At 59.4% G+C, this 12,868-nt stretch carries 9 protein-coding genes; 4 read left to right on the top strand and 5 right to left on the bottom strand.

The features are described 5' to 3' along the window. Nucleotides 1–502: 502 nt before the first annotated feature. Complete coding sequence (gene ettA, locus ACEN83_RS26400; RefSeq protein ID WP_007970893.1) at nt 503–2,167, top strand: energy-dependent translational throttle protein EttA; 1,665 nt, start codon at nt 503–505, stop codon at nt 2,165–2,167. Between the two features lie 373 nt (nt 2,168–2,540). Then, the gene (gdhA, locus tag ACEN83_RS26395) at nt 2,541–3,878 is read left to right on the top strand and encodes an NADP-specific glutamate dehydrogenase (RefSeq protein ID WP_116581822.1); all 1,338 of its coding nucleotides are present in this window, start codon (nt 2,541–2,543) and stop codon (nt 3,876–3,878) included. Here gdhA and ACEN83_RS26390 read toward each other — a convergent pair. The 4 genes from ACEN83_RS26390 to ACEN83_RS26375 form a co-directional block, all read right to left on the bottom strand. Then, a complete protein-coding gene (locus ACEN83_RS26390; protein ID WP_007970897.1) occupies nt 3,875–4,369 on the bottom strand; it encodes a GreA/GreB family elongation factor in 495 nt (164 codons plus the stop codon). The genes gdhA and ACEN83_RS26390 overlap by 4 nt on opposite strands. A gap of 70 nt (nt 4,370–4,439) precedes the next feature. Next, nucleotides 4,440–4,796: a hypothetical protein gene (locus tag ACEN83_RS26385; protein WP_116581820.1), complete on the bottom strand. Its 357-nt coding sequence runs from the start codon at nt 4,794–4,796 to the stop codon at nt 4,440–4,442. Nucleotides 4,797–5,012: 216 nt separating this feature from the next. Further along, nucleotides 5,013–6,866 carry an Lnb N-terminal periplasmic domain-containing protein gene (locus tag ACEN83_RS26380; RefSeq protein WP_495578815.1) on the bottom strand — a complete coding sequence of 618 codons (1,854 nt, stop codon included), beginning with the start codon at nt 6,864–6,866 and terminating at the stop codon, nt 5,013–5,015. Nucleotides 6,867–7,090: 224 nt separating this feature from the next. Beyond that, complete coding sequence (locus ACEN83_RS26375; protein WP_007970900.1) at nt 7,091–7,579, bottom strand: DUF3015 domain-containing protein; 489 nt, start codon at nt 7,577–7,579, stop codon at nt 7,091–7,093. A gap of 280 nt (nt 7,580–7,859) precedes the next feature. On the opposite strand from ACEN83_RS26375, the gene ACEN83_RS26370 reads away from it, so the two are divergent. Together ACEN83_RS26370 and ACEN83_RS26365 are read left to right on the top strand one after the other, a co-directional pair. Further along, a complete protein-coding gene (locus tag ACEN83_RS26370; protein ID WP_007970901.1) occupies nt 7,860–10,298 on the top strand; it encodes a Lon protease family protein in 2,439 nt (812 codons plus the stop codon). Between the two features lie 302 nt (nt 10,299–10,600). After that, nucleotides 10,601–10,942 (top strand): PA4575 family protein, encoded by a 342-nt coding sequence (locus tag ACEN83_RS26365; RefSeq protein WP_007970902.1) that lies wholly within the window; start codon nt 10,601–10,603, stop codon nt 10,940–10,942. Nucleotides 10,943–10,948: 6 nt separating this feature from the next. Here ACEN83_RS26365 and ACEN83_RS26360 read toward each other — a convergent pair whose 3' ends face one another. Beyond that, nucleotides 10,949–12,778, bottom strand: a complete 1,830-nt coding sequence (locus ACEN83_RS26360) for a hypothetical protein (protein WP_495578814.1) — start codon at nt 12,776–12,778, stop codon at nt 10,949–10,951. Nucleotides 12,779–12,868: the final 90 nt, after the last annotated feature.

Genomic DNA, 12,868 nt, shown 5'->3' with positions numbered 1-12,868 from the left:
CCCGAAGGGCGGCTAGCATGCCTTGAGTTGTGGCGAAGTGCCAGCCCCAGCCCGTCGGCTGGACTGCCATCGGTCATTAAGGTAGCTTTGCCGGTTACGCGGGAGCGTTCCAGCTCCGGGGGGGCGTTCTCAATTAGTTTCCGCACCGCGCCGGGTCTGCTGTTGTGCAGGGCAAGGCGCGAGAAGCGTGGTTTGGTCATTCCAAATAAGCTTCGAGCAACGCAGCCCTGCACAACAGCAGACCCGGCCCTTCGGGTTGTGCCTTAAAGCGGGCCAGGCTGCGTTGCAGGCCTTGGAAAGGGAGCGACCATTTCCAGCGGCCTGCGCCTTGCCTGGCCCGCTTTAAGGCGACAACGCGGCGTGGAAACTAATTGAGAACGCCCCCATAATCAGGCTTTTTCAGCGCGCCTATATTGAATGCTCTCAATCGGGCGACGCGCACAGCCTGGCCAGGCTTCGCCTGTGCCCTAATCATTCATCAGTCACTGACCCTAGGTTCTCCATGGCTCAATACGTATTCACCATGCATCGGCTGGGCAAAGTTGTTCCGCCGAAGCGGGAAATCCTGAAAAACATTTCTCTGTCGTTCTTCCCCGGCGCCAAGATCGGTGTACTCGGCCTCAACGGTTCGGGTAAGTCCACGCTGCTGAAAATCATGGCTGGCGTTGACACCGAGTTCGAGGGCGAAGCCCGTCCGATGCCGGAGCTGAACATCGGCTACCTGCCGCAGGAACCACAGCTGGATCCGACCAAGACCGTGCGTGAAGTGGTCGAGGAAGCGGTCAGCGTGATCAAGGACGCCCAGGCACGTCTGGACGAGGTCTACGCGGCCTACGCCGATCCGGATGCCGATTTCGACAAACTGGCCGCCGAACAGGCCAAGCTCGAAGCCATCCTGCAAGCCAGCGACGGCCACAATCTGGAACGCCAGCTGGAAGTCGCCGCCGATGCGTTGCGTCTGCCGGCCTGGGATGCCAAGGTCGAACACCTGTCCGGTGGTGAAAAGCGTCGTGTGGCCCTGTGCCGTCTGCTGCTGTCCGCACCGGACATGCTGCTGCTCGACGAACCGACCAACCACCTGGACGCCGACTCCGTTGCGTGGCTCGAGCATTTCCTGCACGACTTCCCGGGCACTGTGGTCGCGATCACGCACGACCGTTACTTCCTGGACAACGTCGCCGGCTGGATTCTGGAACTCGACCGCGGCGCAGGCATTCCGTACGAGGGCAACTATTCGGGTTGGCTGGAAGCCAAGTCCGATCGTCTGGCTGCCGAATCCAAGCAGCAGTCGGCTCATGAAAAGGCCATGAAGGAAGAACTGGAGTGGGTGCGCAAAGGCGCCAAGGCCCGCCAGTCGAAATCCAAGGCTCGTCTGCAACGCTTCGAAGAAATGCAATCGCAGGAATTCCAGAAGCGCAGCGAAACCAACGAGATCTACATCCCGGCCGGTCCGCGCCTGGGCGACAAGGTCATCGAATTCAAGAACGTCACCAAGGGCTACGGCGACCGCGTGCTGATCGACAACCTGTCGTTCTCCATGCCTAAAGGCGCCATCGTCGGCGTGATCGGCGGTAACGGTGCCGGTAAGTCGACCCTGTTCCGCATGCTGATGGGCAAGGAAACGCCGGATTCTGGCAGCATCGAAGTCGGCGAAACCGTGCAACTGGCTTGCGTGGACCAGAGCCGCGAAGACCTCGACGGCAGCAAGACCGTGTTCCAGCAGATTTCCGACGGTTCCGACCAGATCCGCATCGGCAACTACGAGATCCCGTCGCGCACCTACGTCGGTCGCTTCAACTTCAAGGGGGGCGATCAGCAGAAGTTCGTCAAGGACCTGTCCGGTGGTGAGCGTGGTCGCTTGCACCTGGCCCTGACCCTGAAAGAGGGCGGCAACGTCCTGCTGCTCGACGAACCGTCCAACGACCTCGACGTTGAAACCCTGCGTTCCCTGGAAGAAGCTCTGCTGGACTTCCCGGGCGCCGCCATTGTGATCTCCCACGACCGGTGGTTCCTTGACCGCGTCGCGACGCACATCCTGGCGTACGAAGACGACTCGCAAGCAGTGTTCTTCGAAGGCAACTACACCGAGTACGAAGCCGACCGTAAAAAGCGCCTCGGTGAAGCGGCTGCCCAGCCGCATCGTGTACGGCACAAGAAACTGGCCTGATATCGGGTTGGTTGCATAAAAAACGGAGCCTTCGGGCTCCGTTTTTTTTTTGCGTTTTTTTCAGTGAGACCGAGTAGCGGCCTTCGCGAGCAAGCCCGCTCCCACAAGGTTTTGTGAAAGGCACGGTTCTCGATTCAACATCAATTCCCTGTGGGAGCGGGCTTGCTCGCGAAGGCGGTATTCCTGATGGTGCAGGAATTGAATGGTGAATCCCCATTCGGGTGCAATATCAGGCCGAAAAGCACTCTGTTTTATATCCTGTGCACCATTTAATTTCATTAATGCGACATCTTGCTCTGTTCTTGTGCGCGAATCGTTTGTTACAGTCCGGCTCAATCTCCTCCAACGACAATAAATTTGCCGAGACTTTTCCATGATCGAATCTGTCGAATCCTTCCTTGCGCGCCTGAAAAAACGCGATCCGGATCAACCCGAATTTCACCAGGCTGTCGAAGAAGTCCTGCGTACCCTGTGGCCCTTTCTGGAAGCCAATCCGCATTACCTGACCTCCGGCATCCTGGAGCGCATCTGCGAGCCGGAGCGGGCGGTGGTGTTTCGCGTGTCATGGGTCGACGACCAGGGCAAGGTCCAGGTCAATCGCGGGTTCCGCATCCAGATGAACAGCGCGATCGGCCCGTACAAGGGTGGCCTGCGTTTTCATCCGTCGGTGAACATGGGCGTCCTGAAATTCCTCGCCTTCGAACAGACCTTCAAAAACTCCCTGACTTCATTGCCCATGGGCGGTGGCAAGGGTGGTTCCGACTTCGATCCCAAAGGCAAAAGCGACGCGGAAGTCATGCGCTTCTGCCAGGCTTTCATGAGCGAACTGTACCGCCACATTGGCGCGGACGTTGACGTGCCGGCCGGGGACATCGGTGTCGGCGCGCGGGAAATCGGCTTCCTATTCGGACAGTACAAGCGCCTGAGCAATCAGTTCACCAGCGTGCTGACCGGCAAAGGTCCAAGCTACGGCGGCAGCCTGATTCGTCCGGAAGCCACCGGTTTCGGTTGCGTGTACTTCGCCGAGGAAATGCTCAAGCGCCGTGGCCTGGCCGTGGAAGGTAAACGCGTAGCGATCTCCGGCTCCGGCAACGTCGCGCAATACGCGGCGCGCAAGGTCATGGACCTGGGCGGCAAAGTGATTTCGCTGTCCGACTCCGAAGGCACGTTGTATTGCGAAAGCGGTTTGACCGAGGAGCAATGGCTGGCGGTGCTGGAACTGAAAAACGTACAGCGCGGACGCATCCGTGAACTGGCCGGCCGTTTTGGCCTGGAGTTCCGCGCCGGTGAGCTTCCGTGGAACCTGAGCTGCGATATCGCGCTGCCGTGCGCGACGCAAAACGAACTGGATGCCGAAGCCGCTCGAACCTTGCTGCGCAATGGCTGCATCTGTGTGGCCGAGGGCGCGAACATGCCGACCACCCTGGAGGCGGTAGACCTGTTTATCGAGGCCGACATTCTGTTCGCGCCGGGCAAGGCGTCCAATGCCGGTGGCGTGGCGGTGAGCGGGTTGGAGATGTCGCAGAACGCCATGCGCCTGGCGTGGACCGGAGGTGAAGTGGACAGCAAGCTGCACGCGATCATGCAGTCGATCCACCACGCCTGCGTGCATTACGGCGAAGAGAATGGTCGGGTCAACTACGTCAAGGGCGCGAACATCGCCGGCTTCGTCAAAGTTGCCGATGCCATGCTGGCCCAGGGCGTGGTCTAAGTCGGCTCGATACGGATCACTTCAATCAGTTGATCCCCGGCAGGCCGCTGCCACAGCACTTCATCGTTGAGTCGTGCACCGAGCAGTGCCCGGCCCAGCGGTGAACCCCAATTGATCAGGCCATGGGCGGCATCGGCCTGATCTTCGCCCACCAGTTGTACCCGGCGTTCGGTGGCGTGTTCATCGGCGTAGGTCACCCAACTGCCGATCTGCACTTTCTCGGTCGACGTCGCGGCGGGTACCACCTGAGCGCTGCCCAGACGCTGCTTGAAGTAACGCAGATCGCGTTCGAGATCCGCCAGGCGCTGCTTGTCGGCCTGCTCGCCTTTTGCCGATTGTTCGGCGTGCAGGCTTTGCAGTTCGGCGACTTTACCCTGCAACAGGCTCAGGCCTTGCGGCGTGACGTAATTGGGCTGCGCGCTAACCTGCCGTTCGACTGGCTGATCGGCTTGCGCGGCGGCGTTATCTTCATTGACGAAGGCACGACTCATGAAAATCTCCCGATATAGGATTTGGGCCATGGTCGCAGGCATTTGGTTTCACTGGATGTCTGAAAGCGACTTACGGCGAGTGATAGGCCCGGGCAGCGTCCTGGTCTTTCTGCTGCTGCCAGGCTTTGTCGCGCTCTTGCAGATGACTGTTGCGCCCATCCCCGCTGTCCTGGTTATCCCGCATGGCCTGGCACTGGCGAAAACCATCACTCCAGCCTTCGGCGTACAACGGATCCTTGAGGTAGCGCGGGACATTCTTGCGGAACTCGCCGGTGATCGCCCCGGCGGCCTGCCGGCCACTGCTGCAACCGTCATCGAAGCCATCGGCGAAGGCGGGCGGGTAACCTTTGGCGAGCAGGTCATCGTGGGTTGACTGGCAACCTGCGATCAGCAACAACACAGCCAACCATCCTGCACACCGCCACATTTCACTCTCCCAGGCCGATACGTGACCCATAGAGAAAGTCTAGAGGTGGATTCGTCGGGTGTATGTGAAAGCTGTGTACGCTTTTTGTCGAACGCCACATAACCCCCTGTGGGAGCGGGCTTGCTCGCGAATGCGATTTGTCATTCAAAATTAATGCTGACTGACACACCGCTTTCGCGAGCAAGCCCGTTCCCACAAGGGTACGTGGCGTTGGGGTCAGTAGTGGTACCACTTCAGCTCAAGCATCACTTCGTTCTCGGCCGACGCCAGATGGCTGAACTCTCGCTGGGCGCTCAAGCGCAGTCCGAGGTTGCGGGAGATTTCCCATTGCTGATTCAGGCTCAGGCTGCGGCGCACTTCACCATTGGTGAAGTAATCGCCCTTGGCTTCGAGGCTTAGATTGCCCAGCGGGTTTTTCCACAGCACCCCACTGTTGAAACCGGCGGCCGGCGCGATGAATTCGGCGAAGTCGTTGTTGTGCTCGACACGCACAGTGCCCAGGACAAATCCGAGCATGTCCTCGCTCAGTTGCCAGGTTCCACCACCACCGCCGTTGACATGGCTGACCAGGGTTTGGTCATCGTGCTTGCCCGGCACTCGTTCCAGGCCCCCGGTGACTTGCCATGACAGCGGTTGAAGCAATTCGTTACGCGGAGTCAGGGAGCGAATGGTTGCCAGGTCCAGTTGCTGCACCTGCCAGTCGTTGCCTTCGTACTGGCGAAGTTTCAATTGCAGGATTTCGATCTGCGCGCCAAGGGGAAAGCTTTCGCTGTTGTCGTTGAGGTCGTGATAAGCCATGCGCAAGCCGTACTCGCCAAAGGCCTTGTCTCCACGGGTGCCGAGACCGAGCTGCCAGGTGCGCGACTCGTGACCGTCTTCAGGCAAGCCGGGTTGCGGGATATTCAGCTCCGGCGCCGGATTCTGGTTGATCGCCCGCAGCAGTTCGAAGCTGCGCTGGGCGCGCGCCGGATCGCGCTCCTGGCCGTTGGCGCGATAGCGCTCCAGGCGGTAGGCGGCATCGATGATCAGCGCCTGGCGGTCGCGGGGCTGAGCCTTGAATGTCGGATCCTGCAATTGATTCTGGTCGGCGCTGACTTTCAGCACCCATTGCTGTTCTTCAGGGTTCAACGGCTCGGCGCGACTGAGCAACTCGCGCTCTCGGGACGGGCGATACTGGATCGATTCCACCAGCCCGGCCGCTTTCACGGCCTTGACGGTGTCGGTGGGGATGGCCGTGAGCGGGAATTGCTCGGTCAGGCGCAGGCCCGGGCGAGCCACTTGCAGCAGTTCCAGCAAGCGGTATGAGCAGTTTTCGTCGAAGAAGAAATAGTCGAATTTGATCTGTTTCAGCTCCCAGACGTGCTCGACCATGCGCGCGGTTTCCTGTGGGGTCAGGTTAAGGCGGTACTCCCACAGGTCGCGGTTTTCCAGGCTGCGGTATTCCGAGAGTTTTTCCTGATAGGGCACCATCGCGAACAGGCCGGGATAACCGCCCATCAGGCCTTTCCAGGCATAGATGATGCTGTTGTCCGAGCCCTCGATGTAGGCGCCGAAGTTGATCGCGTAACTGAGCAGCGAAGTCTTGTCGCTCTTCACTTCGGCCTGGTCGATGCGCAGCAGGGTATGGCCGAACATCGAGGAAGGGCTGTTCAGGTAAGCCGCCGGGAAGATCATCACCGCGCTGTCGGGCGAGACGTCCTTGAACCATTGTTTGAACGCTGCGCAGTCCGGCGTTGGCAGACCGCTCAGGTCGAGTTGTTCCTTGAGCCAGCGGGTGCGGGCCGGGTAGACGCATTGCGCGTGTTGTTCACCGGCACTGGCCGGGGCGTACAGGGCTTGTACAGTCGCCGCCAGTTCATGGTCCGGATGTTCATTGCCATCGGCGGCGAGGAAGAACTTCCGGTCGCTGACATAGCTGCGCCAGCCGCCGAGCTTGGCGGTTTCGTAATGGCCCAGGGATATCCAGAAAGGGTCGTTGGCCAGTTGCTGCAAGCGTTGTGGGTCGATGTGAGGCGCGGCGGACAGTGGGGCGCAGACACACAGCGCCAGCCAGGCAAGGCGTTTGAACATAGATGGCAACTTAAACAGGAAAAAACCAGGACCAGCGCAATTGATGTCCTTCACCTGTAGGAGCTGTCGAGTGAAACGAGGCTGCGATCTTTGTTTTTAAAAGATCAAAAGATCGCAGCCTCGTTTCACTCGACAGCTCCTACAGAGGGTTGGCATTACCCGAAAAGGGGGCAGGTCCAAAAAATAAAAACCCGCTCCCCCAATGAGAAGCGGGCGGGTCGAGCTTAAGCTTGAGTTGCGTACTTGGCCAGACGAGGGTCGGCCTTGAGCACGGCCAGGGTGTTGGTATGCACATCTTCGGCCGTCACGTCAGCCTTGCTGAAGATCTGCTGGAAGTGCTCGTGAGTGACGGCGGCGAAGTGCGCACGGTCTTCCGGCGCTACGCCCAGTACCACGGCATAGGTGGTCAGCGCTTCGCCCTGACCCTTGGCCATGTCTTCGGACAGCTCGTTCATCATGCCGTTCATGGCAAACCAGGATTTGCCGCCGTAGGTCAGCGACGCATTGGTTGCGCAACCGTTGGTGCCGGATGTCATGCCGAAGGTTGCGTTGCCGGAAGTGCCGTTGGTGGTGGATGCCAGGAAGTGAGCCGGAGTACCACGCTGGCCTTCGAACAGCATGTTGCCCCAACCGCAATCCGGGCCGCCTGGCGCCTGAGCCATGGCGTTGATGGATACAGCGGTGAAGAGAGTACCAAGAAGAATCCGTTTCATAGCTTTGTTCTCTTTATGTGCATACCAATTTGACAGGGGGTTCTGGCCCGTCTGGTGCCAGTGGGCCGGTCATTAGTCCAGCCGCGCAGTTTGGAGTTTAGGCACGATCGCGGGGTTCCGTGATTTTTTGCAAAAACAATCGTCGCAAACAGTGATTTGGCGCGGCTCTACGTCGGGGTTTCGGCTTGTCTATGCTTTGGCCTGCGGCGCTCCTTGCCAGTCGGGCATGGGCAGCGCCAGAATGCTGCCATCTGCCCCGCCTGATTGTTAAGGAAGCCCGATGCCTGATCCTGTTGCTGCCAGCTTGCGTCTAGCGCCCGAAGCGCTGACCCGTCCGTTTTCCGCTGAACAGTTCAGCTTCTCTACCACCAATGATCTGGAGCCCTTTCGCGGTGTGCTTGGCCAGGAACGTGCGGTCGAAGCCTTGCAGTTCGGCGTGGCCATGCCACGCCCCGGTTACAACGTATTTGTCATGGGCGAACCCGGGACTGGCCGGTTCTCGTTCGTCAAACGCTACCTCAAGGCCGAAGGCAAGCGCCTGCAGACTCCGGCGGACTGGGTCTACGTCAACAATTTCGATGAGCCGCGCGAGCCGCGCGCACTGGAACTGCCGTCGGGCACCGCCGGTGCATTCATCGGTGACATCAACGGCTTGATCGACAACCTGCTGGCGACGTTTCCGGCTGTCTTCGAGCATCCGTCCTACCAACAGAAAAAAAGTGGCATCGACCGCGCCTTCAACCAGCGCTACGACAAGGCCCTGGACGTCATCGAGCGTCTGGCGCTGGAGAAAGACGTCGCGCTCTACCGCGACGCCAGCAATATCGCCTTCACCCCGATGGGCGATGGCAAGGCGTTGGACGAAGCTGAATTCGCCCAGTTGCCGGAAGCCGAACGCGAGCGCTTTCACGAGGATATTTCGGCACTGGAAGAGCGCCTCAACGAAGAGCTCGCCAGCCTGCCGCAATGGAAGCGTGAGTCGAGCAACCAGTTGCGTCATCTGAACGAAGAAACCATCACTCTGGCCTTGCAACCCTTGTTGTCGCCATTGTCGGAGAAGTACGCCGAGAACGCGGCGGTTTGCGGTTATCTGCAAGCCATGCAGGTGTATTTGCTCAAGACCGTGGTCGAGCAACTGGTGGACGACAGCAAGACCGACGCTGTCGCCCGCAAGTTGCTGGAAGAACAATACGCGCCGAGCCTGGTGGTCGGTCACTCGGCCAGCGGCGGTGCGCCGGTGGTGTTCGAGCCGCACCCGACTTACGAAAATCTCTTCGGTCGTATCGAATACAGCACCGACCAGGGCGCGCTGTACACCACCTACCGCCAACTGCGGCCGGGGGCCTTGCACCGGGCCAACGGTGGTTTCCTGATCCTTGAAGCGGACAAGATGCTCAGCGAGCCATTCGTGTGGGACGCGCTGAAACGCGCCCTGCAATCGCGCAAGCTGAAAATGGAATCACCGCTGGGCGAGCTGGGCCGTCTGGCCACTGTGACCCTGACACCGCAACACATTCCGCTGCAGGTCAAAGTCGTCATCATCGGTGCCCGTCAGCTGTATTACACGCTGCAAGACCTCGACCCGGACTTCCAGGAGATGTTCCGCGTCCTGGTGGATTTCGACGAGGACATCCCGATGGTCGACGAGAGCCTGGAGCAGTTCGCCCAGTTGCTCAAAACCCGTACTTCCGAAGAAGGCATGGCACCGCTGACCGCCGATGCGGTGGCGCGTCTGGCGACTTACAGCGCCCGCCTGGCCGAGCACCAGGGGCGCTTGTCGGCGCGTATCGGTGACTTGTTCCAGCTGGTCAGCGAGGCCGATTTCATCCGCCACCTGGCCGGTGATGAAATGACCGACGCCGGGCACATCGAACGGGCACTCAAGGCCAAGGCCACGCGAACCGGGCGGGTTTCGGCGCGGATTCTCGACGACATGCTGGCCGGGATCATACTGATCGACACCGATGGCGCAGCAGTCGGCAAGTGCAACGGCTTGACCGTGCTAGAGGTCGGCGACTCGGCTTTCGGTGTGCCGGCGCGGATTTCCGCCACGGTGTACCCGGGTGGCAGCGGTATTGTCGACATCGAGCGCGAGGTCAACCTCGGCCAGCCGATCCACTCCAAGGGCGTAATGATCCTCACGGGGTATCTGGGCAGCCGCTACGCCCAGGAATTCCCGCTGGCGATTTCCGCAAGCATCGCCCTGGAGCAATCCTACGGTTATGTCGATGGCGACAGCGCGTCCCTGGGCGAGGCCTGCACCCTGATCTCGGCCTTGTCGAAAACTCCACTCAAACAGTGCTTTGCCATCACCGGTTCGATCAACCAGTTCGGCGAAGTGCAGGCGGTGGGCGGGGTCAACGAGAAGATCGAGGGCTTCTTCCGTCTGTGCGAAGCCCGCGGGTTGACTGGCGAGCAGGGGGCAATCATTCCTCACGCCAACGTTGCCACGCTGATGCTCGACGAGAAGGTGCTGGCGGCGGTGCGTGCGGGGCAGTTCCATGTCTATGCGGTCCGTCAGGCCGACGAAGCCTTGAGTTTGCTGGTCGGCGAGCCGGCCGGTGAGCCGGACGAAAATGGCGAGTTCCCTGAAGGCAGCGTGAATGCGCGGGTCGTGGAACGCTTGCGGGTTATCGCGGAAATGATCAGCGAGGATGATCTGAAGGAAGCCGAGAAGGAGTTGGCGCAGGAGGCACTGGCGGAAACCAAGCCTGCGTGATGCAGTAACCCATGTGGGAGCGGGCTTGCTCGCGAAAGCGGCCTATCAGCCAACATAAATGTTGAATGAAAAGACGCCTTCGCGAGCAAGCCCGCTCCCACATTTGTTTGTGTGAACATCGGAGAGCGTCGTCGAAATGACGTCAATATTCACACTATGACCATTCGGCGCCTTTCGGTCTTGCCTCGGCCTGCAAGCCAGACTTTTCTTCTATTCTCTGCTCAGGGATATCGACAGTAATCACAGGATCGAAACAGCCTTCACATGGGGGCTGAATACCGGATCTACCGAGGGTCGCCGCCATGTCGCGCAACCTCTGCCTCACCCGTCAATGCCTGGGCCTTGTGACCCGTATCGAGTGTGCCATCCGTCCGCTGGCAGGAGACACGGGCATGTGGACTCTGTTGTTCGCCGCCGGAATGGCCGGTGAACAACCTTCGGCCATCAAGGCCCAAGGCCCGTTCCATGGCCCGATCGCCGCTGAATCAATCCTCGACACCATCGTTGAAAGCCTGACCTTGCACGGCTACGAGTTGGCCGACGATCCGCAAATCTGGTGCCTGCACCTGCAAGCCCAATTGCGGGAAATCAACGGTGGTCGCTGCCGTAACCTGGGCGGCTTCGAGTTTCACCCTGAGCACTGAGTCGCACTATTGATCAAGGCGTGTCATGTCGGCCTTGTCGAGTTTGACCTCGAAACCATATTGCACGGTGGCGAGGTCAGTGCGCTGATAGGTTTCCAGGCGCGTAGGCTGCCCGTAGAAGTAATGCACGGCAAATTGCGCCCGGCCTTGTGCGCTCGCGCCATGGCTGACCGATAGAATTTCCTTCAAGTAATTGCCGCTGTCGTCCTTGGCGAAAAAGCGCCAGTCCTGGGCGGGAAATGCCTTCAGATTCACCACCAGCGCATTGTCCTTGAGTTCAAGGCCTTTGGGCAGTTGACGGGCATCGACGGTTTTTTGCTCGATCGTGGCCAGGAACAGTGGCATCGAGCCTACTGCATAGGCTGGCGTTTCCGGAAACAGATTCAGATCGTAGGTGATGGTGCCGCGCAGTGGATCGATCTGGTAGGCCTCGGGTGGCAGCTCGATCGGTTCGTCGCGTTTGCCACGCGTGTCTTCGGTAAAGAAACTCACCGGGCTTTCACCGGGGTTGAGCGATGTGCCCAGCAGTTCATCGTTGAAGCTGCGCAAATGGGTGAATTCGATTCGAGCAGCGCTGGGGTCGTCGACCGACTGACTGATGCTGACGTTCTTTTTCAGTTGATCCTCGCTCAGCGTTGCCCCTTTCAGCCAGGTGGCCGCCTGGTCGTCATAGACCACCACGGGCAGGTTCAAGGGCTGAATGCCCTTGTCCGGGGTCTCGGCATCGAAGCGCCGGACTGGCAGATCGAGGTCCTTGCGGGTGACCGTGGCGGCGGAAAAATCCAGCATGCTGACTTCGAGGGTTTCGATCGTCCCGTTGAAATACACCTTCGAATAGCGTCGGGTCTGCCGTTTCTCAAAGGCGCGTTGTTCTTCGTCGAGTTGCTTTTCCAGCGTCTCGCTCCAGCTCTTTTGTTGCTGCATCTTGGCCAGTTGCTGCCGATAGAAGGCAATTTGTGCCGCGGTTTCGTTGATCGAGCCTGCGCGCGTGATGTATTGCCCGGTGCTGTCCCTGGCCTGGACGATCAACGGGTTCAGTGGTGTTTCACTGACTTCAGGCGCCAGCGGCGCACTGTTGTTGTATTCGATTTCCGCGTAGTTGTTCGTCAGTGTGAGCAAGGTGACGCTCAGGTTGTCATTGGTGCGGGTCTGGCCGATGTCCTTTTTTGTCAGGTCGAAACTGTAGAGCCGGCGGGGCGCGATGACTTCGACCTTACCCTGCAGGCTCACCGGCTGCGGCTGCTTTTTTTTGTCGATGTCGAGGCCTTCGATGAAGGGGTAGGCCACGGTCAGGTCATCGGGGTTGGTCAGGTTGGAACTCGATGGACTGAGTTGAATGCCGGGGTCGGTTTCCGACCATTCCGGCTGGAAGGCAATGACCCGTTTATTGCTCAGGGTGACGGACTGCCATTCCAGGCCGTGGGGAAACAAAAACGCGGCAGGAACGCTGAACGTGAAGGGAAACACCGGTTGCAGATCGGTCAGGTAGTCGGAACTCGAATCCTTTTGCAGCACAAACAACCCGTTGATGTAGGTGTCGACCAGGGCTTGCGGGGTCGGGTAGTGCTTGAGCATGGCAAGGGCGTCTTCGCCGTATTCGGTTTCCACCGGTTTGCTGTCGAGCTTGAGTTGCGCGCGCTCGAGCAGCAGCAGTGAACCGCCCAGCTCCGAAACGGCGTCCTTGAGCTTCGGATCCTGGATGGCGTCCAGCGACTTTTCGAACTGCGCGGTTTTTTCTTCGAGGCTGACCTGGCGTTTTTCATCGCTGGGTGAGCAGCCACTTAGCAGCAGTGCCAGGCAAATTCCGGCACTGGTCAAAGGCAATCGCACATCCATTTCCAGTCTTCCTGTCCAATATCACTGAGCGTTCAATGATTTGGACACTAGCAGAAAAACCTTGATACACAGGCGCAGGTGGCGGATTTT

The sequence above is a fragment of the Pseudomonas sp. Pseusp49 genome (assembly GCF_059491875.1).
This window is presented reverse-complemented; position numbering and strand designations above follow the sequence as displayed.

Coding starts and splice junctions, on each gene's coding strand:
- ettA (WP_007970893.1), top strand. CDS start 503: ATGGCTCAATACGTATTCACCATGCATCGGCTGGGCAAAGTTGTTCCG.
- gdhA (WP_116581822.1), top strand. CDS start 2,541: ATGATCGAATCTGTCGAATCCTTCCTTGCGCGCCTGAAAAAACGCGAT.
- ACEN83_RS26390 (WP_007970897.1), bottom strand. CDS start 4,369: ATGAGTCGTGCCTTCGTCAATGAAGATAACGCCGCCGCGCAAGCCGAT.
- ACEN83_RS26385 (WP_116581820.1), bottom strand. CDS start 4,796: ATGTGGCGGTGTGCAGGATGGTTGGCTGTGTTGTTGCTGATCGCAGGT.
- ACEN83_RS26380 (WP_495578815.1), bottom strand. CDS start 6,866: ATGTTCAAACGCCTTGCCTGGCTGGCGCTGTGTGTCTGCGCCCCACTG.
- ACEN83_RS26375 (WP_007970900.1), bottom strand. CDS start 7,579: ATGAAACGGATTCTTCTTGGTACTCTCTTCACCGCTGTATCCATCAAC.
- ACEN83_RS26370 (WP_007970901.1), top strand. CDS start 7,860: ATGCCTGATCCTGTTGCTGCCAGCTTGCGTCTAGCGCCCGAAGCGCTG.
- ACEN83_RS26365 (WP_007970902.1), top strand. CDS start 10,601: ATGTCGCGCAACCTCTGCCTCACCCGTCAATGCCTGGGCCTTGTGACC.
- ACEN83_RS26360 (WP_495578814.1), bottom strand. CDS start 12,778: ATGGATGTGCGATTGCCTTTGACCAGTGCCGGAATTTGCCTGGCACTG.